The following is a 23,522-nucleotide window of genomic DNA, read 5'->3' as shown; positions in this document are numbered from 1 at the left end:
CGGGTGGCGGCTACGCCTTACCCGGCCTACAGTTCGCGGCAGTTGTAGGCCCGGTAAGGCGCAGCCGCCACCGGGCTTATAAGCTCATAATTTGCTGAATGTGAATAACTGCAAAGAGTAAAGACAGAGATAGCACAGCCAACGCAATCAGGAACTTATCCCGCACCGCTTTCGGCTGCGCAAAGTCGTTCTGCGCCACGTCCATCAGGTTACGGCTGCGGGTGTGGCGCCATAAAATGACGGCTACCAGCGCCAGCACAACAATGGAGATCCAGAATGGCGCCCCCGTGCGGTGCCAGTTGTGCTTAATGGCAAGAGCGATCAGCGCGCCATACCCCAGCAGCGTGCGCAGCCAGGCCAGCGAGGTTCGCTCCGGCTGAAGCCCGGGGTCCGCTTCCCGCCGTGCTTTGCGGCTATCCGGCATACAACACCAGTAACATCACTACGCCCGCAACCATCAGCAAAATCGTACTAATGATGAGCAAGCCGCGCGTGTAGGGGAGATCCTGCTTCAGACGCATCGCCTTTTCATTTCTAAGCCAGCGCAGATAGCCATAAATCGCCAGCACACCGGCAATCAGGCACAGCAGCAGGGCCAGCACTTCGCGAATCAACGGGGTGGCAAAATCGGGGGCGAGCTGATCAAGACCGACACCTGCGGCCAGAAAGCCCAGGGCGGTGCGGATCCACGCTAAGAACGTGCGTTCGTTAGCCAGTGAGAAGCGGTAGTCCGGTGCTTCACCGAGGCGGGAAATGTTCATGAAGGTTCCTTGTCGTGCTGCATGCAGGCTTCAGCATAGCGTAATTCAGCCAGGACAAGGAGACCGGCACCTGGCGATGCCGGTCAGGAAAATTAATGCAGTTCCGGCCAGTACTCTTTGTTGGCTTCAATCAGATCGTCCAGAATCGCCTTCGCCACCGACGCGCTCGGTACGGTTTTCGACAGGGTAATCGCCTGCCATAGTTTCTGATACGAGCGCTGCTCCCAGGCGTCCACCACCAGTTTTTCCACCGCCACCTGCTGGCTCATGAGCCCTTTCTGAAAGTGCGGAATATCACCCACGGTCAGCGGCTCCGGTCCGTTGTGGCCGACCAGACAAGGGATTTCTACCATCGCGTCGGCGTCAAAATTATGGATAGCCCCATTGTTAGGCACAATCAGCAGCATGCGTTCCTGGGTATTAAAGGCGATCGCGGTCGCCAGATCGACGATGTACGACGCATGTTCGTCGATTTCCAGTTCACCGGCAGAAGAATGACCGGCTTCGATAATCGCCCGGCATGAACTGAATACATGCTTCTCACGGTGATCCATCACTTCATTGGCGCGGGTACGCTCAGGGTTGGAATGGGCGACCACATAGTCCGGGAACAGGTAATACTTCAGGTAGGTGTTCGGCATGGTGTCCGGATCCAGCGCCTGTACGTCTTTAGCCTTGGCGAAAGTATCATTCCAGCTCGCTTCAGTATGCGCATCTTCCGAAGGCGGAACATAACCGTTTTTCGCCACGTATTCGCGCAGTTTCGGCATCAGATCGTTGCCGTTCAGATCTTCAATCGACGTCCACCAGCCGAAGTGGTTCAGACCGTAGTAGCGCACGCGCATCTCTTTGCGGTCTTTCAGACCGACGATTTGCGCCATACGTCCTTCAATGCCGATCGGCATGTCGCAGATGTTGAGAATTTTCGCGTTCGGACGCAGGCGGCGCGTGGCTTCCGCGACAATCGCCGCCGGGTTGGAGTAGTTCAGCATCCACGCGTTCGGGGAGTACTGCTCCATGTAATCCACCAACTCCAGCACGCCGCCGATGGAGCGCATGCCGTAGGAGATGCCGCCCGGCCCGCACGTTTCCTGGCCCAGCACGCCGTGGCGCAGCGGGATTTTTTCATCTTTTTCACGCATGGGGTATTTGCCCACGCGAATATGCGCCATCACGAAATCCACATCGGTAAAGGCCGCTTCAGGATCGGTGGTGTAACTAAATTCAATCTCCGGCGCCTGCTCCTTAAGGATGATTTTGCACGCCTCGGCGATGATCTCCTGACGTGCTCCGTCATTGTCATAGAACTTCAGCGCACGCAGCGGGAAACGGTCACGGTTGGCTAACAGCATCAGGACGATACCAGGCGTGAATGTACTGCCGCCGCCTGCAATAACAACTGAGAATTTTTTCATGATATAGCCTCTGTCAGAGTGGTTTGTTCGTTTGTTAAAGGGGTTTTCATCAGCGATTCCAGCTGGTCGCGCACCTGAGGAACGTGCAGACCGACAATCACCTGTATGCCGTTGCCGCGCCGCACCACACCGTGTGCGCCCAGGGCTTTGAAGACGTCGTCGCTTTGGGTTTTCGTCATATCCACCAGGGCGATACGCAAGCGGGTGGCGCAGTTATTGATACTTTCGATGTTTGCTGCGCCGCCGAGCGCCTGTAAGAACCCAGCAGCCTGCCCGACCTGCTGGCTTGCTGCCGCCGGGGCGGTGGTTTGCCCGCGCGCGGCCTTATAGTCGGCTTTGTTGTAGAGTTTGATTTCGCTCTCTTCCCGGCCCGGCGTTTTGAGATTCAGACGTTCGATAAGCGTCCTGAAAACCACGAAATAGAGAGCGGTGAAGCAGAGGCCGATGCCAATCTGGGTGAATACCGTCGAGGCGTGGTTATGGAACATCGGGATCCAGTTTTGCGGCAGGAACTGGTCCAGCAGACCGCCCCCCATGTTCCCCACCACCCCGAAGGTATACATCACCGTCGCCATCGTTGCGGCCAGCACGGCGTGGATGGCAAACAGCAACGGCGAGATAAACAGGAAGGTGAACTCCAGCGGTTCGGTAATGCCCACCAGCACGGCGGTAAGCGTGGCCGGGATCAGCAGACCTGCCACTTTGACGCGGTTCTCCGGCGACGCGGTATACCAGATAGCCAGCGCAATACCGACTGAGCCAAACACCTTAGAGTTGCCGTGCAGCGCGAATCCGCCCTCCGGAAACAGCGTTTTCAGCGGCACAGTGCTCTGGCTGAATTCCTGAAGGTGCTGTGCCCAGTAGACCTGAATGCCGCCTTCTACCGCAGCCGGGCCGAAGATAAACGGGCCGTAGACAAAGTGGTGCAATCCGGTTGGGATCAGAATGCGTTCCAGGAAGGTATAAACCCATACGCCCAGCGCGCCAGCGGTACGTAGAAAGGCCTGCAACGACTCAATGCCCATCTGCACTTTCGGCCATCCCAGCAGCGTCAGCCAGGCGCAGGGGATCATGACGAAGAACGCGAGGATAACGACAAACGAGGTGCCCTGGAAAATCCCCAGAAAGACCGGCAACGGCTTGTCGAAAAATCGATTGTGGATGGCGGTGACGAGCCCGGAAATGATAATCGCCCCGATGATGCTGGTATCAAGCGTTTTGATTCCGGCAATCATCGCCAGCCCGCTGCCGGCAGTGGGTTCAGCAGAGAAGTCGACGCCAAAGAAGTGACCCCAGGTCATCCCCATCGCATTGATAAAGTAGTTCCAGGTCAGGAAGCTAATCAGCACCGCCAGACAGGCGCGGCCCTGCGCCTGCTTTGCCAGGCCAATCGGTAAGCCGACAGCAAAAATCAGCGGCATATTTCGGAACACCGCCCAGCCGCCCTCTTCGATGATGTGAACAATTTGCGCGAACAGATTATCCGGCGCGGTTAAGGCCTCACCGACAAACAGCGGATTGCGAAGCATGATGGCGATCCCAACCACGATCCCGGCAAAGGGAAACAGCAAAACCGGGGTGAACATGGCGCCGCCAAAACGTTGTATTTGACTGAGCATTTTTAAATCCTCATGAAACAACCTGTAGGGGATAGAGGCCTTTATGGTTTTTTACTGGCCTGAGGTGAGCATAAGAACTTACTGATGCGGCAACATGGTATGCCGCTGCGATTCGTGATCGCATTCATGGTTTTAATTTGACCAATCAGGTCTACTTTTTAAACTAAACATAGACAAGTTAAGACGTAATCCACGCCATGATGTGCGCAGAGAGGTCTACTGGTGATCTACAAATCAATTGCCGATCGGCTGCGGCTGCGGCTGAATTCCTCGGACTACAACATTGGTAGTCCGTTACCCGGAGAAAAAGCGCTGGCAAAGGAGTTTGGCGTAGCCCGGATGACCATCCGCAAGGCGCTGGATCTGCTGGTAAGCTGGGGGCTGGTTGAACGTCGACACGGCAGCGGGACGTTCGTGGCGCGCAAAGACGTTCATCATGAAACGACTAACCTGACCGGGCTGGTGGAGGTGCTGCGCCAGCAGGGGAAAGAAGTGCAGAGCAAGGTGTTGCAGTTTGAAGTGATGCCCGCGCCGCCCGCTATCGCCAGCCAGCTGCGGATTCAGGTTGATGAGCGGATCTATTTTTCAAGGCGGGTGCGTTACGTGGACGGAAAACCGCTGATGCTGGAGGACAGCTTTATGCCGGTGAAGCTGTTCCGCAATCTTTCCCTGGCGCATCTCGAAGGGTCTAAGTTTGATTACATCGAGAAGGAATGCGGGATCACCATCAGCGGCAACTACGAGAGCCTGACGCCGGTGCTGGCAGATAAACAGCTGGCCGGTTATATGAATGTGCCGGAACAGACGCCGCTGCTGCGCATCACCTCCCTTTCCTACAGCGACAGCGGCGAGTTCCTCAATTATTCCGTGATGTTCCGGAACACCAGCGATTACCAGGTGGACTACCATTTGCGGCGCATCCACCCGGAAGACTTGTTAGCCCATCCCCCAGAACAGCACCGCCAGTAGCTGCGGGGTGATGATGCGCAGAAACATCACCAGCGGATAAACCGTGGCGTAGGACAACGCCGCCGCGCCGCTGGTGGCGTGCAGGTTGTTGGCGAACGCCAGCGCGGGCGGATCGGTCATGGAACCGGCCAGCATGCCGCACAGCGTGAGATAGTTCATTTTAGCGAAGATACGTGCCAGTAATCCGACCGTTATCAGTGGGATAGCGGTAATAAATATGCCGTATCCTACCCAGCTCATCCCTTCGCCGTTGACCAGAGTATCGACAAAATCGCCGCCGGATTTCAGCCCCACCACTGCCAGAAACAGCACGATGCCTAACTCCCGCAGCGCCAGGTTAGCACTCGGCGGCATAAACCAGTAGAGCTTACCGATGGAGCCGATACGCCCGAGGATCAGCGCCATAATGAGCGGCCCGCCTGCCAGACCCAGCTTCAGTGCTACCGGGAAGCCGGGCACGTACAGGGGGATGGAGCCAAGCATGACGCCAAGCCCGACGCCGATAAAGACCGGCAGCATCTGCACCTGCTGGAGTTTTTGCTGGGCGTTGCCCACCATGTCCGCTACGGCATCAATGGATGAGGGACGCCCGACGAGGTTGAGAATATCACCGAATTGCAGACTGGCATCCTGGCTGGCCACCAGCTCGACACCGGCGCGGTTAAGCCGGGAGATCACCACGTCATAACGCTCTTTAACCTGCAAATCGCGTATTTTCTTGCCCAGGACTTTCTCATTGGTCACTACCACCCGCTCCACGCGCATGTCCGTTCCACGGGTTGAGAGTGAGGTATCCACCTCCTGACCGATCACCAGCCGGGCATTGTTTAAATCCGCCGGTTGCCCTACCAGATGCAGGAGATCGCCGTGCTGAATAAGGGTATCCGGTGAAGGCACCATCAGCGTGTCATCACGTTTCAGGCGGGAACAGATAATGGTCGCGCTGTTCAGAATGGGAACATCCTGAATCGCCATATTGTTCAGATTAGGGTTTTCGACGCGAATGTTGATGGTTTTAATGAGCGCATGGCCGTTGGTCAGCGTGCTTTCATGCTCTTTTGCCTCCTGCTCGACGTTAACGCGGAACAGCACGCGCACCAGCCACATCGAGAGCAAAATACCGCAAATGCCAAACGGATAGGCCATGGCGTAGCTCATCCCCATCTGATCGACGACATCAGCAGGGATACCCAGATCGCGCAGAATTTGCTGGCCCGCCCCGAGCGCGGGCGTATTCGTGACGGCGCCGGAGAAGATGCCCAGCACAACGGGCAGCGGAATCGCGAAGAGTTTATGCAGAATGGCGGTAACCAGCCCACCCATCACGACGATGCCGAAGGCAAAGAGATTAAGGCGTAAACCGGAGACGCGCAGGGAAGCGAAGAAGCCCGGCCCCACCTGAATACCGATGGTATACACAAAGAGGATCAGGCCGAACTCCTGGATGAAATGCAGCATATCGGCGCTGAGCACCCACCCAAGCTGGTCGGCAAAATGGCCGACAAAAATCCCGCCGAACAGCACTCCGCCGATGCCAAATCCGACGCCGCGGATTTTGATATTCCCCAGCCATAGCCCCACTACCGCGACAAGGGCCAACACGCTAACGGTTAACGCGATATCACTCATGATCCACATCCTGTGTATAACCATAGTTATGCTAAGGATTCTCTCAGAGCTGACGGCGGTTGTATGGGCGATGGCGCACAAAAAAGCCCTGCCGGGGCAGGGCTTCATGGCATCTGTGAGCGAGTCGGGTGGCGGCTGCGCCTTACCCGACCTACAGGATCGGCAGGTTTGCCTCGCGGCAAAAATGTGTATTAGCTGTTCAACGCCGGGCGTTCGCTAATGGCGATGCGCTGAGGCGCAATGGCTTCCGGCACGTTACGGGTGAGGTCAATGTTCAGCAGCCCGTTAGTGAACGTCGCGCCAGAAACGTCCATATGGTCTGCCAGGGTAAAGCTCAGGCTAAACGGCTGAGTGACAAGCCCCTGATGCAGCCATTTGGTCTCGGTGTCTGGTTTTTCCGGTGACCCTTTCACGGTCAGGCGCGTACCCTCAAGCTGGATGTCGAGATCTTCCTGGCGGAACCCGGCCAGCGCAAGCGTGATGCGGTAGTGGTTATCATCGCTTTTTTCGATGTTGTACGGCGGAAAGGTCTGCTGTTCGGTTGCGCTTTGCAGCGCGTTAGCCAGTTTGTCAAAACCTATCCACTGACGCAGCAGGGGGGATAAATCGTAGTTACGCATACTAAATCTCCTTCTGAGAAGCGAGTTCGGCACAGTTTAATTTTGTGCACAGTTGTACCTGCAAACCCTTGCGGATTCGCATATGCTCCCGTTACGGCAAGCAAGTTCGGGTGGGCCGCTCACGCGACCCGCGTAATTAGTTGATTTCGATACGACGCGGTTTTTTCTCTTCCGGAATCACACGTTCCAGTTCGATAAACAGCAGGCCGTTCACCAGGTTCGCGCCCTTGACGTGGATGTTCTCAGCCAGCTGGAACTTGCGCTCAAAGTTGCGCTCTGCGATGCCCTGGTAGAGGTAGGTTCGTTCTTTCTGCTCGGCCGTATGGGAGCCTTTCACCACCAGCAGATTGTCCTGCGCGGTGATCTCCAGTTCGCTCTCTGCGAAACCGGCAACAGCAATCGCAATGCGATAGTGGTTTTCGTCAACCAGTTCAACGTTGTAAGGAGGATAGCCGTTGCTCTGGCTCTGGTTGTTTTCTAAGTGGTTGAACAGACGATCGAAACCAATGGCAGAACGGTATAGCGGAGAGAGATCGAAATTACGCATGGATAAATGCTCCTGAAATCAGCGAGAAAATGTAGCCTTCCACCATGGACAGGCTTCTGCTTCCCCGAACACCCATCAGGCGTGTCCGTTATCGGGTTACATTCTTAAAATGGGTCTGGATACGGCCTTTTCAAGACTGTTGATGTGAGATTTTTTTGCACTTTGCTGGTTGTCGCATAGACTCAGGGGCACAGCACAAAGGGTTAAATTGCGATGACGACCACAGTGCGGGAGTTTTGAGCTATCCATTTTGGACGCGCCTCGCTATAACCCTGAGTTGCAGGTCAATGCCGTGCTACTAAAGATGACTGAGTGATGATGAGAAATGTTCTGATTAAGCTGGCGTCGTTCAGCGGGGTTGTTTTACTTTGCGGGTGTTCGAGCGTGATGTCGCACACCGGCGGTAAAGAAGGAACATATCCGGGGACGCGCGCCAGTGCCGCAATGATCTCTGATGATGAGACAAACTGGGGTACCAAATCTCTGGCGATTATTGATATGCCGTTTACGGCGGTTGCCGATACGCTTCTGCTGCCGTGGGATATGTTCCGCACCGACAGCTCAGTGCGTTCGCGCGTTGAGAAAAGCGAGCAGGAAAAGCTGGCGACCAATTCCGTCATCCCGCCCGCAGAGATGCCTCCACGCTAATTCTGTGCGGTTTCCGTTAGCCACAGCTGGCGGAAACCGTCCTTCTCTTCCATCCATGCAATAAATCGTCCGTCCGGGGAAAACACCACAGCGTCAGCAGACGGCGGATTGCCGTGATCGGACGTCAAAAACGTCACCTCTCCGGTCTGCGCATCGCAGCAGGCAATACGGCCTGCAAGCACAAATCCCAGCCCGTTGCCGGAAGGATGCCAGTTAAAGGCCGACTGAATATCACGCTCAGTGTGGGTTAGCTGACGCGGCTCGCCGCCCTCAGGGGAGATAAGCCACAGCTGCACAACGCCGTTATCGTCCCGCATTAAAAACGCAATCTGCGTCCCCTGCGGATTGCTGCGCACCCAGTGGCGCGGTACGTTCACCAGCCCCGGATACGCCTTCTGATGGGTGAAGGTTAAGCGACGTTGCGTTACGCCCGCAGGCGGCGCGGGCATTGTATCAGGCGTTCCCTGCAACGGCGCATCGCCCGCCCGTTTCCAGCCCTGCTCGTCTTTGGGGAGATCGACAATAAACAGTTCGGGCACTTTCTCGCCTTTCGCAGACACCGTATCGCCGATAAACGCCAGCCTGTCGTTGCCCACCCAGCCCTCTTCATAGGCGCGGTTTACCTCATCGCTGCCCGGTTTCGGGTTCGGCGTTGTACGGCTTACCAGTACGCTCCAGAAGGTGCCGGCATATTCCCGCGGATGGTTCCCCTGTGGGTTTACTGGGCCAAAAGGCGCCGCCACCCCGACGTTACGCAAATCCAGCTGCGGATCGCGCGCGTGCAGCACATGGTCGTTGTAGGTAAAGCTGACGAACTGCCCGTTCGGGCTAAAAACGTGGACGTGGCTGCCACCACGCAGCGCGCCTGCGGTGTAAGGCGCGGTGATATCCATCGCATCAAGATTGCTCACCTGACCATTGTGCGCAATCACCCCCTGACGATGGTGAAAATCATACTGCCAGTCTGCATCCGGGTTTTTCGGGCCGTGGATAAAAACATATTTTTCCTGCGCCGGATGAATGGTTACCACGCCGACATGCGCGCCGTCAGTCGCACGGTAGATCACCTCAACCTCGCCCGTACTGACATTGACCCGCTCAATGGTTTCACCGGTAAACGACGCGCCGGACGGGCGGACATCATAGACAAGCCACTGGCTGTCTGGCGTCCAGGTGTTGATGTTGGTGAGCTGGTGGTTGCGGGAAGCGAAGGTGATTTGTTTCATGAAAATACCCTGATGCGCGGTTATCGCATCAGGGTAAAACATCCGAAGGGATTAGCCTACTCGTTTAACGTCGCCGACCAGCAGGATGTAGGAGAGCGCCCCGATCAGCGCCACGGCAGAGATATACACCAGAGCCGGACCAAAGCCGTAGTCCTGCGCCAGGTAACCGATGACCAGCGGTACGGTGATCCCGCCCAGGCCGCCAACGAAGTTAAACACGCCACCAGTCAGGCCGATCAGACGCATCGGCGCCAGGGACGACACCAGCGACCAGGTGATGGAGGCAAAACCGTTTCCGAAGAACGCTACCGCCATCAGGGTCATGATCCACACAGGATCGTTGGTGTAGTTCGCTCCCATGATGCAGGTAGAGATCAGCAGTCCGCAGATAATCGGCGTTTTACGCGCAACGCCCAGCGAGAAGCCTTTTTTCACCAGCTTATCCGCCAGCCAGCCCGAGAGCAGGACGCCGAAAAACGCCGCAAGGAAGGGTACGGTGGTCATAAAGCCTGCCTTCAGCGCGGTAATACCTTTTTCCTGGGTCAGATAGTTCGGGAACCAGGTGAGGAAGAACCACAGCGTGGAGGTCACCGCGAACTGTCCCAGATACACGCCCACCAGCTTACGGTGGAAGACCAGCTTCCAGTCCGCTCTGGTCAGCGGCTGGCGCGCCTCTTTTTTCACGGGCGCATCGCCATCCACCAGGCCACCGCCGTCGCGGATGTAGTCCAGTTCGGCTTTGGTGATGCTTTTGGTCAGGCGCGGCGGCTGATAAACCTTAAACCAGATGAGCGACCAGATAATGCCGATCCCGCCGGTGACGATAAACACCCAGTGCCAGCTCAGCAGCTCCTGGATCCAGATTAACAGCGGCGTCAGAAACGCCAGACCAACAAACTGCCCGGAGGTGTAAAAACCAACAGCGGAAGCGCGTTCGTGTTCCGGGAACCAGCTGGTCACCATGCGGTTGTTGGTCGGAAACGCCGGCGCTTCAAACACCCCGGTGATGGCGCGCAGGCCAATCAGCGACATCAGCCCGGTCGCGAAGCCCTGGAACAGGGTCGCCACGGACCAGCCAAAAATAGCGATAAAGTAGGTCAGACGTGAACCCACGCGGTCAAGGAACCAGCCACCGGGGATCTGACAGAGCGTATATAGCCAGGCAAACGCCGAGAAGACGTAGCCCATTTCCGCTTTGGTGATGCCAAACTCTTCCTGAATATGAGCCGATGCCACGGCAAGGTTGGCGCGGTCGACATAACAGATGACCACGGTAATAAAGATCATGATCAGCGTCAGGTAACGACGACGCCCGGTTTTTGCAGCAGTAACTGGAATATCCATCGCAATCTGTCTCCAGATTTTGGGCATAGCGAAGCCGCTCACCATGCCCTGTAATTTACAGAGGGTTATATTTTTTCTATGTACGTTTTTTTTGCCCGGTGGCGCTTCGCTTGCCGGGCCTACGAGAGAGTAGGCCGGATAAGCGTAGCGCCATCCGGCGATTTACCACTCGGCTACGGAACCGTCTTCAAGACGCCACAGTGGGTTACGCCAGTCCGGCGCACTTTTACTCAGCTCAATGACTTTGGCTTCGTCGATCTCCACGCCAAGGCCCGGCTTCGTTAACGGTTTAAAGAAACCACCTTCCATGCTGAAGTCTTCTTTGTTTTTCACAAAGTCGAGCAGCTCCGCGCCCTTGTTATAGTGAATGCCCATGCTTTGTTCCTGGAACACCGCATTGCGGGAGACGAAGTCGACGTGCAGGCAGGCCGCCAGCGCAATCGGCCCAAGCGGACAGTGCGGCGCCAGCGCCACATCGTAGGCTTCTGCCATTCCGGCAATTTTGTAGCATTCGGTGATGCCGCCCGCGTGGGAGAGGTCCGGTTGCAGGATCGCAATGCCGCCCGCCTCCAGCACGCGTTTAAACTCGAAGCGCGAGAACATGCGTTCCCCAGCCGCGATGGGAATGTGCGTCTGTTCAGCCAGTTTCGGATAGTATTCCGCCTGCTCGGCCAGCACCGGCTCTTCGATAAACAGCGGGCGATACGGCTCCAGCTCTTTAATCAGCACTTTGGCCATTGGCGCGCTGACGCGGCCGTGGAAATCCAGACCAAACTCAATCTCGTTGCCGAAGGCTTCACGGATTTGCGCCACGGTATTCACCGCCCGGTCTACCGCGCGCGAGTTGTCGATAACGCCCATTTCTTCGCAGCCGTTGAGTTTGAAGGTGTCAAAACCGATGTTGCGCAGTTGCCGGATACCGTCGATCACTTCCGCAGGGCGGTCACCGCCCACCCAGCTGTAGGCTTTGATTTTGTCGCGCACTAGGCCGCCCATTAATTGCCAGACCGGGGCATTGAGCACTTTGCCTTTGATATCCCACAGCGCCTGATCAATACCGGCGATGGCGCTCATCAGAATCGGCCCCCCGCGGTAGAAGCCCGCGCGGTACATCACCTGCCACAGGTCGTTGATGCGCGCCGGATCCTGGCCAATCAGGTATTCGCCCAGCTCGTGCACCGCGGCTTCAACGGTGCGCGCACGGCCTTCAATCACCGGCTCGCCCCAGCCAACCACGCCTTCGTCGGTTTCGATTTTCAGGAACATCCAACGCGGGGGTAAACGGTACGTGGTGAGTTTGGTTATTTTCATTGCACTGCCTCTCGATACGCTTTCACAAATGCTGCCGCCTGCTGTGCGGTACGCTCAACGGGCTGACCGGCACGATAGAGATCGCTGCCCAGCCCCGCGCCCACACAGCCCGCGCTCATCCACTGGCCCAGGTTTTCCGGCGTGACGCCGCCCACGGCAAAGACCGGCACGCTGGCGGGTAAGACCGCTTTCAGCGCTTTGATGTAATCCGGACCAAAGGCCGACGACGGGAAAATTTTGAGAGACTGTGCGCCTGCATCGAGGGCGGCAAAGGCTTCTGTGGCCGTGGCGCAACCCGGGCAGACGGTCATGCCGTAATCCACCGCCCGGCGGATCACCTCGGGGTTGATATTCGGTGTGACGATAAGCTTGCAGCCCATCTTCGCCAGTTCATCCACCTGCTCCGGCTGTAATACGGTGCCAGCGCCAATCAGCGCCTTATCACCAAACGCCTTCACGATTGCCGGAATGCTTTTTTCCCACTCCGGGGAGTTGAGCGGGATTTCCACTGCGTCGAACCCGGCGTCGATCACCGCGCCAACGTGCGCTAAGGCCTCACCGGGCGTGATACCGCGCAAAATCGCGATCAGGGGAAGTTCAGTTTGCCACTGCATGAGCGATGCTCCTTATGCCTGCCTGAAATGCCGTGTCGCCTTCCACCGCAGCAACATCCCGTCCGATAGCGTGGAACGCCTGGCGGTAACGAGACGTCAGCGATGAACCCGCGACGAGCGTGATGGCCTGCTGCCCGGCGAACGCGTCGCTCAGAGTGGCGACTTCTGCGCCAATCAGCAGGCCGGACAGAAATTCGCTGACCTGTTCGCGCGGAAGATTTCCCAGCACGTGCGAGGCGCGAACCTCAAAAAGTTGCGGCAAAACGGCAGGGGATGCGATCCCGCGCTCAAGCCCGGCGGCAAACGCTTCCGGCGAAGGGATCTGCTCCGGCAAACCGGCCCCCACCAGCGAATGCTTAAGCAGTAAGTGGTGCAGTTCGCCGGTCATCACGGTGCGGAAATCATGAATTTGCTCAGCATCCGCCTGGACCCATTTGCAGTGCGTCCCGGGCATGACGTAGACAGAAGAAGGAGAAAGGGTGCGCGCCCCGAGCAGCTGCGTCTCTTCGCCGCGCATCACATTATGATTATCGTCGCGAGAGACGCATAAACCGGGAATAATCCAGATATTGTCGCCAACGGACGTTAACTGCTCGCCAACGGCGGTGAAATGCACCGGAACTGACAGGTAAGGCGCGACCTTCCAGCCTACGTTACTGCCGACCATTCCGGCCATCACCACTGGCGTAGTACCGTCGCGCCAGTTTTGTGTCACCTCTGCTAACACCGCTGCGGGGGATTTACCGTTCAGGCGCGTCACACCTGCTTCTGATTGCCTGCTTTCCAGGCACTGCTCACCCTGATAGAGCCAGGCGCGCAGATTGGTCGATCCCCAGTCAATTGCGATGTAGCGTGATGTCATGTGATTTCCTTCAGCCTTCGTGTCGAGCTGGCGATCATGGTCAGCGCCGCCTGCTCTGCCGCATCGCCGTCCTGATGCCGTATCGCATCGAACAGCGCTTTATGTTCCTGGAGCGTTTTCGGCATGTTGGCCTCATCGCCCATCCAGGTACGTTCAAATACTGCTCGCTGTAGCGAGCTGATCGCCACGCTAAGCTGCTGTAAAACCGGGTTATGCACCGACTGCAATACCGCTTCGTGGTAGCGAATGTCCGCTTCGTTGAACGCCTCCCGATTCTGGTTATTGGCGATCATGTCGTTTAAAGCCGACTCAATCTGTGCCAGGTCACCTGACGTTGCGCGCTCTGCCGCCCAGCGGGCGATGGCCGGTTCCACCAGATTTCGGACTTCGCTCATCGCGCCGATGAGCCGTGGGTCGTAGTCGTTTTCCAGCACCCATTGCAGAACGTCTGTATCGAGGTAGTTCCACTGGTTACGCGGCGCCACAAACGCGCCGCGATAGCGCTTCATTTCAATCAGCCGCTTCGCCATCAGCGAGCGGAACACTTCCCGGATGATGTTGCGCGAGGTTTCAAACTCCTCGCACAGTTCCGCCTCTGCTGGCAGCGGCGAACCGGGAACGTATTTGCCACCCACAATCTGAGTGCCCAGCGTGATGACAATGCGATCGGTTTTATTGAGTGTCATGGAGAGTCCTTGTGCTCTGTAAGTCCATCACTACTTTACCGCGACCGCTGAATTTCGCCTCACTTTTGCAGTACAAACGTGAGGCCTTTCGCCTTTGCCGTGGTGATAATGTAGTACAATCATTTAATGTTGTACTACAATCCAGATCACAAAAAGAACAATTCGATAAATTCAGGGCCAAAAAAAGCCCCGGTTAATAACCGGGGCTAATCTTTCAAAACACTTGTTACGACAGAACGAATTTCTCGATCGCCCAGGCAACGCCGTCTTCCAGGTTAGATTTGGTCACGAAGTTCGCCACTTCTTTTACCGACGGGATCGCGTTATCCATCGCCACGCCCATGCCCGCATATTCGATCATCGCAATATCGTTTTCCTGGTCGCCCAGCGCCATGATCTCCTCAGGCTTGATGCCCAGCGCATCGGCAAGCGATTTGACGCCCGTGCCTTTATTGACGCGTTTATCAAGGATTTCGAGGAAGTAAGGCGCACTTTTCAGCACGGTGTATTTCTCTTTTACCTCAGCCGGAATGCGTGAGATGGCTTTGTCGAGAACCGCAGGTTCATCAATCATCATCACTTTCAGAAACTGCGTCGCCGGGTCCATTTTCTCCGCTTCGCAGAACACCAGTGGAATGGTTGCAACGTAGGACTCGTGCACCGTGTAGTAGCTGATATCGCGGTTGGCGGTGTAAAGCGTATTGCGATCGAGCGCGTGGAAGTGGGAGCCGACGTCGCGGGACAGTTTTTCGAGGAAACGGTAGTCATCGTAGTTCAGCGCGGTTTGCGCAACCGTGCTGCCATCTGCCGCTTTCTGCACCAGCGCACCGTTGTAGGTGATGCAGTAGTCGCCCGGCTGATTCATGTGCAGCTCTTTCAGGTAGCTGTGCACGCCCGCATACGGACGACCGGTGGTCAGGACCACGTTCACACCTTTTTCGCGTGCGGCGGCGATCGCGTTTTTAACGGCAGGAGAGATAGTGTGGTCTGGCAGCAGCAGCGTGCCGTCCATATCGATTGCAATGAGTTTGATAGCCATGAGATCCCCGGGATAAATGAGTGCTGCCTCATGCTAACGCGATTAAGCCCACAAAAATAGAGCTACATTGCGCAGCAGAAAACCCCTTTTACGCAAATCCCGGGGAGCGCTGACTCACTCGCGCGTGAGGACGATTTTGCCAAATGCCCCGCGATCGAGGTGTTCAAACGCCTGTTCGAGCTGGTTAAAACGGTAGCGATGTTCGATCACAGGTTTCAGTCCGGTCACGTCCACGGCGCGGACGAAATCTTCCAGCGCCCGGCGGTGTCCAACCCCAATCCCCTGAATGACGGGAGATTTCAGCAACAGCTCGCTTGCAGGCAGAGAAATTTCTGTCCCGGCCAGCACGCCAATGACCGATATCCGCCCATGAACGGCAACGGCGCGCAGGGAATGTCTCAGGTTTTCCCCACCCACCGTTTCGATAATATGGTCGATGCCGCGATCCTGCGTCAGTGCCAGCGTATTCTCAGCCCAGTCGCCTTTCAGTCGGTTGATGCCCTGGCTGGCCCCCAGTTTTTTGGCCTGCGCCAGTTTTTCATTGCTTCCCGAAGTGACAAACACCTCTGCGCCGTGCGCTTTTGCGATTTGCAAAGCAAAGAGCGCCACGCCCCCCGTGCCCTGTACCAGCACCGATTGCCCGGCGCGTAAATGACCGCGCTCCACCAGCGCGAACCATGCGGTAAGCCCCGCGCAAGGAAGCGTGCTGGCCTCAGCGTCATCCAGGCTTTCCGGGGAGGCCACCAGCGCGTCTTCCTTCACAATCACATACTCGGCCAGCATGCCCTGGAAGTATCCGCCGGACGTTTTATAGGGCAAATTGCGCGCGTCTGCCTGCGGCTTGCCGTCGATCCATTCCGGGAAGAAGGTTGAGATGACGCGTGCGCCGGGCTTAAAACGCGTAACGCCTTCGCCGATGCTGTCCACCACGCCTGCCATGTCAGATGCTGGGGTAAACGGGAAGGAAAGCGGAATCGGCATCGTGCCTTCAACAACCATTTTATCGCGATAGTTAAGCGCAACGGCATTCACCCTTACGCGAACCTCCCCCGGGCCTGGCTGTGGAACAGGCTCCTGAACGAGCCTGAGGCTTTCACGACCAAGGGCATCCATTGACCAGCGTTGCATTGTTTCAGTCATTTTTTTTCTCCTGTCATCAGATGATTTTCAGTTCTGACAGTCTACCGTTGACTCAGCGTCGCCAGTGGCGATAAGTTTTCCCTTCATTGATGACCAAATTGACACAATCCGTCCATGACCGATACGCTGAAAGATATTCCCGTTTTCGTTGCCTCCGTTGAGGCAGGAAGTTTTGCCCAGGCCGCCGTCCGTCTGCATTTGTCGCGCTCGGCGGTAGGAAAAAGCATTGCTCGTCTTGAAGAGAGGCTGGGGGTTCGTCTGTTTCATCGGACCACCCGCAGTCAGAGGCTGACCGATAACGGCGCGCTTTTTTATGAACGCTGCCTGCGCGCGCTGGAGGAGATCCGTGGCGCTGAATCGCAGCTTGAAACCGGAAAACATCAGGTCAACGGTCGGCTGCGTGTTGCCGTGCCGGTGCTGTTTGGTCGCCAGTGTATCGCCCCGCTGCTAATAGAGCTGGCGCAGGAGCATCCCGGGCTTGAGCTTGAAATGTCCTTCAGCGACCGCGTCGTGGATCTCGTGGAAGAAGGGTTTGATATGGCGGTGCGCAATGGCGCTCTGGCTGACAGCAGCGTGCTGGTCGCCAGAAAGCTTGGAGAACACCGCATGGTGCTGTGCGCCGCGCCGGATTATCTGTTTAAGAATGGCCAGCCGCAAACCGTTGATGATTTACGCCAGCATACGGCCATTAACTACACGCGTGCGGGCAGAGTCCTACCCTGGCAGCTGATGGATTACGATGGCACGTCGCGCACGTTTATTCCCCGCTCATCGCTCAATATGGATGATTTACAGGCGATCTGCGACGCGGCGCTGGCCGGCCACGGCCTTGCGTGGCTACCCTGCTGGATGGTCATTAAAGAAATTCAGCAGGGAGATCTTGTCCCGCTCTTAAAGCAGGCCCCGGATGTACGCTTCGACGTTCATGCCGTCTGGCAGCAGACGCCACACCTGCCGCTAAGGGTAAGAATTGCCATAGATATGCTGGTCAAACGTTTACCGGCAGTGATGTCGCTGGAGCTTCCTGCGCCCATAAAAAAGCCGCGCTAAAGCGCGGCTTTTATCGCAGTGTCACGATATTAGATATCGATATTCGCCGCCTTCAGGGCGTTCTCTTCGATGAAGGCGCGACGTGGTTCAACCGCATCGCCCATCAGGGTCGTGAACAGCTGATCCGCTGCGATTGCGTCTTTAACGGTGACGCGCAACATGCGACGGCTTTCCGGATCCATGGTGGTTTCCCACAGCTGATCCGGGTTCATTTCGCCCAGGCCTTTATAACGCTGAATAGAGAGACCACGACGGGACTCTTTTACCAGCCACTCCAGCGCCTGTTCGAAGCTGGCTACCGGCTGACGACGTTCGCCACGTTCGATAAACGCATCGTCTTCGATCAGACCGCGCAGCTTCTCGCCGAGGGTGCAGATACGGCGGTATTCCGGACCGGTCACAAATTCGTGCTCCAGCGGGTAGTCGGTATCGACGCCGTGGGTACGCACGCGGACGATCGGCTCGAACTGCTGCTCAGCGTTCTGCTGGACGTCGAACTTCCACTGGCTGCCATGCTGCTCTTTCTCGTTCAGCTCGCTCACCAGGGTGTTCACCCAGCGGGTGACGGTCTGCTCGTTGCTCAGATCGGCTTCGGTCAGGGTCGGCTGGTAAATCAGCTCTTTCAGCAGCGCTTTCGGATAGCGACGCTCCATACGGCCAATCATTTTCTGCGTGGCGTTGAACTCGGAGACCAGACGCTCCAGCGGCTCACCGGCCAGCGCTGGCGCGCTGGAATTTGCGTGCAGGGTCGCACCATCAAGGGCGATCGCGATTTGGTACTGATCCATCGCGTCGTCATCTTTAATGTACTGTTCCTGCTTGCCTTTCTTCACTTTGTACAGTGGCGGCTGGGCAATGTAGACGTGGCCGCGCTCAACGATTTCCGGCATCTGACGATAGAAGAAGGTCAACAGCAGCGTACGAATGTGCGAGCCGTCGACGTCCGCATCGGTCATGATGATGATGCTGTGATAGCGCAGTTTGTCCGGGTTGTACTCGTCGCGACCAATGCCGCAGCCGAGCGCGGTGATGAGCGTCGCCACTTCCTGAGAAGAGAGCATCTTGTCGAAGCGCGCTTTCTCAACGTTAAGGATTTTACCCTTCAGCGGCAGAATCGCCTGGTTCTTGCGGTTACGGCCCTGCTTCGCAGAACCGCCCGCGGAGTCCCCTTCCACAAGGTACAGTTCAGACAGCGCCGGGTCGCGTTCCTGACAGTCAGCCAGTTTGCCCGGCAGGCCTGCCAGGTCCAGCGCGCCTTTACGACGGGTCATTTCACGCGCTTTACGCGCCGCTTCACGGGCACGCGCCGCATCGATAATTTTACCCACCACGATTTTCGCGTCGGACGGGTTTTCCAGCAGGTATTCGCTCAGCAGTTCGTTCATCTGCTGTTCAACCGCCGATTTCACCTCAGAAGAGACCAGCTTGTCTTTGGTCTGTGAGGAGAACTTCGGATCCGGCACCTTCACGGAGACCACGGCAATCAGGCCTTCACGTGCATCGTCACCGGTGGCGCTGACTTTCGCTTTTTTGCTGTAGCCTTCTTTGTCCATGTAGGCGTTCAGGGTTCGGGTCATCGCCGCGCGGAAGCCCGCCAGGTGCGTACCGCCATCGCGTTGTGGAATGTTGTTGGTGAAGCAGTAGATGTTTTCCTGGAAACCGTCGTTCCACTGCAAGGCCACTTCCACGCCGATACCGTCTTTTTCAGTAGAGAAGTAGAAGATATTCGGGTGAATTGGCGTTTTGTTCTTGTTCAGATACTCAACGAACGCCTTGATACCACCTTCGTAATGGAAGTGGTCTTCTTTGTTGTCGCGTTTGTCGCGCAGACGAATCGACACGCCGGAGTTCAGGAACGACAGTTCACGCAGGCGTTTCGCCAGAATGTCGTACTCGAATTCGGTGACGTTGGTGAAGGTTTCGAGGCTCGGCCAGAAACGCACCATGGTACCGGTTTTATCGGTATCACCCGTGACGGCCAGCGGAGCGTCAGGCACGCCGTGCTGATAGATCTGACGGTGAATTTTGCCTTCGCGCTGGATAACCAGCTCCAGCTTTTGCGACAGGGCATTTACTACGGATACGCCTACGCCGTGCAGACCGCCGGAAACTTTATAGGAGTTATCATCGAACTTACCGCCTGCGTGCAGAACGGTCATGATGACTTCCGCAGCAGATACGCCCTCTTCCGGGTGAATACCGGTTGGGATACCACGACCGTCATCGGTAACGGACACGGAGTTGTCCGCATGGATCGTGACCACGATGTCTTTACAGTGACCCGCGAGCGCTTCGTCGATAGCGTTATCTACCACCTCGAATACCATGTGGTGCAGACCGGTGCCGTCATCCGTGTCGCCGATATACATACCCGGGCGCTTACGCACCGCATCCAGCCCTTTCAGGACTTTGATACTGGAGGAGTCATAAGAATTCGACATCAACGTTTCTCGCTCATTTCAACTTGGGTTAATCCGTTATTTTACCCTTTTCCACGGTAAACATCTTCGAATTTTCGTCCGACATGTCTATAACGTGTTCAGCGCTAATGGCGCTGACGAAAACCTGCGACTGCGTGGCTTTTAAGCGGCTGGCAAGCAGCCCGCGCCGCGCGTCGTCAAGTTCCGAGGCAAAATCATCTATCAGGTACAGGCAGCGTCGCCCGCTCTCTCGAGTGAGGAACTCCCCCTGCGCCAGGCGCAGCGCGCACATCAGGAGCTTCAGCTGCCCGCGCGACAGCGTGTCTTCCACCGGCGCACCGTCGGCACGAATGCGGAAATCCGCCTTGTGCGGGCCGTGCGCGGTGTAGGTCAACATGCGATCGCGCTCGAAGCTTCTCTCTAACACCTCGGCATAATCCGTCTCTTTTTCCCAGCCACGCTGGAAAGAGAAGGTGAGAGAGAACTCGGGTAAAAACTGTTTGCAGGTGTCGGCCATGTCTTCGGCGATACCTGCGCTGTATTCGGCACGCCAGCGGCTGATTTGTTCCGCAAGAGGGATGAGTTCCATGTCCCACGGACGCAGCTGAGCGTAGCGCGTGACCTGGCGCAATGCGGCGTTACGCTGTTTAAGCAGACGCTTCAGGTTGCTCCAGGCGTTAAAGAAACCGGCTTCATTGTGAAAGCATCCCCAGTCGAGGAACGCTCTTCTGTATTTGGGGCCGCCGTTGAGTAAAGTAAACCCCTCGGGCGTAATCAGCTGCATCGGCATCAGCAGCGCCAGCTCCGCCACTTTGTGGCCATCGGTGCCGTCGATGCGCACCTTGCTGTCGCCCTGCTTGTCTTTGGTCAGGCCGATGGCGGTTTCCCGCTCTGCGCCCTGCAAACGCCCGTGCAGAACAAAAGATTCCTGCTCGTGGCGAATCACGCGACCAATCTGCAAACTGCGAAACGCCCGGCCGTGGCCGAGCGTATAGATGGCTTCCAGCACGCTGGTTTTGCCGCTGCCGTTCGCGCCAACCAGGAAGTTAAAGCCAGGGGATAAAGCGAGATCCGCGCTTTCGATATTGCGAAAGTCGCGGATCAACAGACGGGTGAGCGACATTACAGTCTCATTGGCATGACAACATAAGCAGCCGACTGCGATGCGGCATCTTCAATCTGTACGCTCGAAACGGAGTCAGTCAGCAGGATGCGAACGTTCTCGCATTTCAGTGCATTCAGCACATCCAGCACATAGCTGACGTTGAAGCCGATTTCCATCTCAGCCCCGGCGTAGGTGACGTCCAGAATCTCTTCTGCCTCTTCCTGCTCCGGGTTGTTGGCGGTGATTTTGATCTGGTTTTCACTCACGTACAGACGTACGCCGCGGAATTTCTCGTTGGAGAGAATAGCGGCACGCGCGAACGCCTGCTTGAGGATGTCGCAACCCGCCTCCAGCGTTTTATCCGGGTTCTTCGGCAATACGCGGCGATAATCCGGGAAACGACCGTCTACCAGCTTCGATGTGAAGACAAAATCGCCCACGTGGGCACGAATATTGTTGCTGCCGATCTGCACGCGCAGCGGCGTGTCGCCGCCGTCGAGCATACGCATCAGTTCAATTACGCCTTTACGCGGTACGATCACCGAATGGTTTGGCAGTGAATCGCCAATCGGCATGGAACAAACCGCCAGACGGTGACCGTCGGTCGCCACGGTACGCAGCTCTTCACCTTCGGTTTCGAACAGCATGCCGTTTAAGTAGTAACGAACGTCCTGATGCGCCATGGAGAACTGCGTGGCTTCAATCAGACGCTTCATCGTCGCCTGCGGCAGGGTAAATTCAACTTCGCTCTGCCAGTCATCCAGGTTCGGGAAGTCCGCAGCGGGCAGCGTGGAGAGGGAGAAACGGCTGCGGCCAGAGCGCACCAGCATGCGGTCGCCCTCCAGCTGCACGGCGATTTCAGCGCCTTCCGGCAGCCCACGGCAAATATCAAAGAATTTACGTGCCGGAACCGTGGTCGCGCCCGCGTCGTGCGGCTGAGTCAGCGTAACGCGCGCGATCATTTCCATTTCCAGATCTGTGCCGGTCAGCGACAGCGTACCGTCCGCGACCTGAAGCAGCAGGTTTCCAAGAATAGGCAGCGTAGGGCGGCCGCCTAATGGGCCACTCACCTGTTGCAGCGGTTTTAATAAATGTTCACGTTCAACGGTAAATTTCATAGCGTCACGATGATAATGTTCTGATTAAATTGGAAAAATCTTCTTTTATGTCGTGGCTTTCTTCGCGTAACTGCTCGATCTTGCGACAGGCGTGCAGCACGGTCGTATGGTCACGGCCACCAAACGCATCACCGATTTCCGGCAGGCTGTGGTTGGTTAGCTCTTTTGCCAGCGCCATCGCCATCTGACGCGGACGCGCCACCGAGCGGGAACGACGTTTAGACAGTAAATCTGCCACTTTGATCTTGTAGTACTCAGCCACCGTCTTCTGAATATTGTCGATAGTGACCAGTTTTTCCTGCAAAGCCAATAAATCGCGCAGCGCTTCACGCACAAAATCGATGGTGATCGCCCGACCGGTGAAGTTGGCGTTGGCGATAACGCGGTTCAGCGCCCCTTCCAGCTCACGCACGTTGGAACGCAGGCGCTTGGCAATGAAGAACGCCACTTCACCCGGCAGGCGAATGTCGTTCTCGTCGGCTTTTTTCATCAGGATCGCGACGCGGGTTTCCAGCTCCGGCGGCTCGATCGCCACGGTCAGGCCCCAGCCGAAGCGGGATTTGAGACGATCTTCAACGCCGTTGATCTCTTTTGGATAACGATCCGAGGTCAGAATGATCTGCTGATTGCCTTCCAGCAGGGCGTTAAAGGTATGGAAAAACTCTTCCTGCGATCGTTCTTTATTGGCAAAGAACTGAATGTCATCGATCAGCAGCGCATCAACGGAACGGTAGTAGCGTTTAAACTCTTCGATCGCATTGTTTTGCAGGGCTTTTACCATGTCCTGAACGAAGCGTTCGGAGTGCATATACACCACTTTGGCATTGGGCTTACGCGCCATAATGCCGTTGCCCACCGCATGCAGCAGGTGCGTTTTACCGAGACCCGTGCCGCCATACAGGAACAGCGGGTTGTAAGCGCCACCGGGGTTATCGGCAACCTGACGAGCCGCCGCACGTGCCAGCTGGTTCGACTTACCTTCAACGAAGTTATCGAACGTGTGTTTCACGTTAACGTTAGAGCGGTAGGTAGGCTCAGCGGGGGCCGGAACGTTATCCCAGCCCTGACGAACCGGTGCAACGCGAGGCGCTGGAGCGGGCGCCGCCTGTGCAGGGGCTGCCACATTGACAACTTCACGAACGGTTTGGGTGACCGGCTTTGTGCCCACTTCAAAACGCAGCTGTGGGGCATCTGACCCGCAGAAATCGTTCAGCAGTCCATTGATGTTATTAAGGTATTTATCCCTTACCCAATCGAGCACGAAACGGTTTGGCGCATACAAAGCCAGCGTGTTATCGCTCAGTTCCGCCTGCAACGGGCGGATCCACATACTGAATTCTGTGGCTGGTAACTCATCCTGCAATCGGGCAAGACACTGCTGCCAAAGCGAAAGTGACAC

Annotated in this window: 22 protein-coding genes and 1 other annotated feature; of the genes, 3 read left to right on the top strand and 19 right to left on the bottom strand. The window is 56.6% G+C overall.

The window, feature by feature from the left end; all coding sequences use genetic code 11:
- Positions 1-76: 76 nt before the first annotated feature.
- The 4 genes from ACQG1Y_RS00110 to ACQG1Y_RS00095 form a co-directional block, all read right to left on the bottom strand.
- A complete protein-coding gene (locus ACQG1Y_RS00110; RefSeq protein WP_058688757.1) occupies positions 77-424 on the bottom strand; it encodes a DUF202 domain-containing protein in 348 nt (115 codons plus the stop codon).
- On the bottom strand, positions 414-761 hold the full coding sequence (locus tag ACQG1Y_RS00105) for a YidH family protein (protein ID WP_003861080.1): 348 nt from the start codon (positions 759-761) through the stop codon (positions 414-416). Before ACQG1Y_RS00105 ends, ACQG1Y_RS00110 begins: the two co-directional genes overlap by 11 nt.
- 92 nt (positions 762-853) lie before the next feature.
- On the bottom strand, positions 854-2,176 hold the full coding sequence (locus tag ACQG1Y_RS00100) for a 6-phospho-alpha-glucosidase (protein WP_015570123.1): 1,323 nt from the start codon (positions 2,174-2,176) through the stop codon (positions 854-856).
- Positions 2,173-3,795: an alpha-glucoside-specific PTS transporter subunit IIBC gene (locus ACQG1Y_RS00095; RefSeq protein ID WP_015570124.1), complete on the bottom strand. Its 1,623-nt coding sequence runs from the start codon at positions 3,793-3,795 to the stop codon at positions 2,173-2,175. The genes ACQG1Y_RS00100 and ACQG1Y_RS00095 overlap by 4 nt, the downstream gene beginning before the upstream one ends.
- A 222-nt stretch (positions 3,796-4,017) precedes the next feature.
- Between ACQG1Y_RS00095 and ACQG1Y_RS00090 the strand changes: the two genes are divergently transcribed.
- The gene (locus ACQG1Y_RS00090; RefSeq protein WP_017383690.1) at positions 4,018-4,764 is read left to right on the top strand and encodes a GntR family transcriptional regulator; all 747 of its coding nucleotides are present in this window, start codon (positions 4,018-4,020) and stop codon (positions 4,762-4,764) included.
- Here ACQG1Y_RS00090 and ACQG1Y_RS00085 read toward each other — a convergent pair.
- The 3 genes from ACQG1Y_RS00085 to ibpA form a co-directional block, all read right to left on the bottom strand.
- Complete coding sequence (locus ACQG1Y_RS00085; RefSeq protein ID WP_032668919.1) at positions 4,732-6,393, bottom strand: putative transporter; 1,662 nt, start codon at positions 6,391-6,393, stop codon at positions 4,732-4,734. The genes ACQG1Y_RS00090 and ACQG1Y_RS00085 overlap by 33 nt on opposite strands.
- A gap of 191 nt (positions 6,394-6,584) precedes the next feature.
- Positions 6,585-7,013: a small heat shock chaperone IbpB gene (gene ibpB, locus ACQG1Y_RS00080; RefSeq protein WP_017383692.1), complete on the bottom strand. Its 429-nt coding sequence runs from the start codon at positions 7,011-7,013 to the stop codon at positions 6,585-6,587.
- A 136-nt stretch (positions 7,014-7,149) separates the two neighbouring features.
- Positions 7,150-7,560: a small heat shock chaperone IbpA gene (ibpA, locus tag ACQG1Y_RS00075; protein ID WP_006177605.1), complete on the bottom strand. Its 411-nt coding sequence runs from the start codon at positions 7,558-7,560 to the stop codon at positions 7,150-7,152.
- Positions 7,554-7,628, bottom strand: a sequence feature (ROSE (Repression Of Heat Shock gene Expression) occurs in the 5'-region of heat shock genes and acts as an RNA thermometer to modulate expression.). It overlaps the preceding gene by 7 nt.
- A 247-nt stretch (positions 7,629-7,875) precedes the next feature.
- Here ibpA and ACQG1Y_RS00070 point away from each other — a divergent pair.
- On the top strand, positions 7,876-8,208 hold the full coding sequence (locus ACQG1Y_RS00070) for a YceK/YidQ family lipoprotein (protein WP_063138687.1): 333 nt from the start codon (positions 7,876-7,878) through the stop codon (positions 8,206-8,208).
- On the opposite strand, the gene ACQG1Y_RS00065 is transcribed toward ACQG1Y_RS00070, so the two are convergent.
- The 8 genes from ACQG1Y_RS00065 to ACQG1Y_RS00030 form a co-directional block, all read right to left on the bottom strand.
- Positions 8,205-9,434 (bottom strand): DUF3748 domain-containing protein, encoded by a 1,230-nt coding sequence (locus ACQG1Y_RS00065; protein ID WP_368740448.1) that lies wholly within the window; start codon positions 9,432-9,434, stop codon positions 8,205-8,207. The genes ACQG1Y_RS00070 and ACQG1Y_RS00065 overlap by 4 nt on opposite strands.
- Positions 9,435-9,485: 51 nt before the next feature.
- On the bottom strand, positions 9,486-10,823 hold the full coding sequence (locus ACQG1Y_RS00060; RefSeq protein ID WP_015570129.1) for an MFS transporter: 1,338 nt from the start codon (positions 10,821-10,823) through the stop codon (positions 9,486-9,488).
- Positions 10,824-10,940: 117 nt separating this feature from the next.
- Positions 10,941-12,089 carry a galactonate dehydratase gene (gene dgoD / locus ACQG1Y_RS00055; RefSeq protein ID WP_017694024.1) on the bottom strand — a complete coding sequence of 383 codons (1,149 nt, stop codon included), beginning with the start codon at positions 12,087-12,089 and terminating at the stop codon, positions 10,941-10,943.
- The gene (locus tag ACQG1Y_RS00050; RefSeq protein ID WP_023295663.1) at positions 12,086-12,703 is read right to left on the bottom strand and encodes a 2-dehydro-3-deoxy-6-phosphogalactonate aldolase; all 618 of its coding nucleotides are present in this window, start codon (positions 12,701-12,703) and stop codon (positions 12,086-12,088) included. The genes dgoD and ACQG1Y_RS00050 overlap by 4 nt, the downstream gene beginning before the upstream one ends.
- Complete coding sequence (locus ACQG1Y_RS00045; protein ID WP_058688758.1) at positions 12,687-13,565, bottom strand: 2-dehydro-3-deoxygalactonokinase; 879 nt, start codon at positions 13,563-13,565, stop codon at positions 12,687-12,689. Before ACQG1Y_RS00045 ends, ACQG1Y_RS00050 begins: the two co-directional genes overlap by 17 nt.
- Positions 13,562-14,251 carry a D-galactonate utilization transcriptional regulator DgoR gene (gene dgoR, locus ACQG1Y_RS00040; protein WP_003861109.1) on the bottom strand — a complete coding sequence of 230 codons (690 nt, stop codon included), beginning with the start codon at positions 14,249-14,251 and terminating at the stop codon, positions 13,562-13,564. The genes ACQG1Y_RS00045 and dgoR overlap by 4 nt, the downstream gene beginning before the upstream one ends.
- 226 nt (positions 14,252-14,477) lie before the next feature.
- Positions 14,478-15,290, bottom strand: a complete 813-nt coding sequence (yidA, locus tag ACQG1Y_RS00035; protein ID WP_058688759.1) for a sugar-phosphatase — start codon at positions 15,288-15,290, stop codon at positions 14,478-14,480.
- Positions 15,291-15,404: 114 nt separating this feature from the next.
- Positions 15,405-16,430, bottom strand: a complete 1,026-nt coding sequence (locus tag ACQG1Y_RS00030) for an NAD(P)-dependent alcohol dehydrogenase (RefSeq protein WP_368740447.1) — start codon at positions 16,428-16,430, stop codon at positions 15,405-15,407.
- A gap of 114 nt (positions 16,431-16,544) precedes the next feature.
- Here ACQG1Y_RS00030 and ACQG1Y_RS00025 point away from each other — a divergent pair, with 114 nt between their 5' ends.
- Complete coding sequence (locus ACQG1Y_RS00025) at positions 16,545-17,480, top strand: LysR family transcriptional regulator (RefSeq protein ID WP_058688761.1); 936 nt, start codon at positions 16,545-16,547, stop codon at positions 17,478-17,480.
- Between the two features lie 29 nt (positions 17,481-17,509).
- Here the strand turns inward: ACQG1Y_RS00025 and gyrB are convergent, their stop codons facing one another.
- The 4 genes from gyrB to dnaA all read right to left on the bottom strand — a co-directional run.
- Positions 17,510-19,921 (bottom strand): DNA topoisomerase (ATP-hydrolyzing) subunit B, encoded by a 2,412-nt coding sequence (gene gyrB, locus ACQG1Y_RS00020; protein ID WP_006808766.1) that lies wholly within the window; start codon positions 19,919-19,921, stop codon positions 17,510-17,512.
- 28 nt (positions 19,922-19,949) lie between these two features.
- Positions 19,950-21,023 (bottom strand): DNA replication/repair protein RecF, encoded by a 1,074-nt coding sequence (gene recF, locus ACQG1Y_RS00015; protein ID WP_000060091.1) that lies wholly within the window; start codon positions 21,021-21,023, stop codon positions 19,950-19,952.
- Positions 21,023-22,123, bottom strand: coding sequence for a DNA polymerase III subunit beta (gene dnaN, locus ACQG1Y_RS00010; RefSeq protein WP_003861122.1), 1,101 nt, complete (start codon positions 22,121-22,123; stop codon positions 21,023-21,025). Before dnaN ends, recF begins: the two co-directional genes overlap by 1 nt.
- A gap of 4 nt (positions 22,124-22,127) precedes the next feature.
- The coding region (gene dnaA, locus ACQG1Y_RS00005; protein WP_228332823.1) for a chromosomal replication initiator protein DnaA at positions 22,128-23,522 on the bottom strand (1,395 nt) is incomplete at its 5' end.

The sequence above is a fragment of the Enterobacter cloacae complex sp. 397G4 genome, from assembly GCF_050031515.1.
Lineage (GTDB): Bacteria > Pseudomonadota > Gammaproteobacteria > Enterobacterales > Enterobacteriaceae > Enterobacter > Enterobacter hormaechei_C.
The sequence above is the reverse complement of the archived record's forward strand: the minus strand, read 5'-3'. Positions and strand labels throughout refer to the sequence as shown.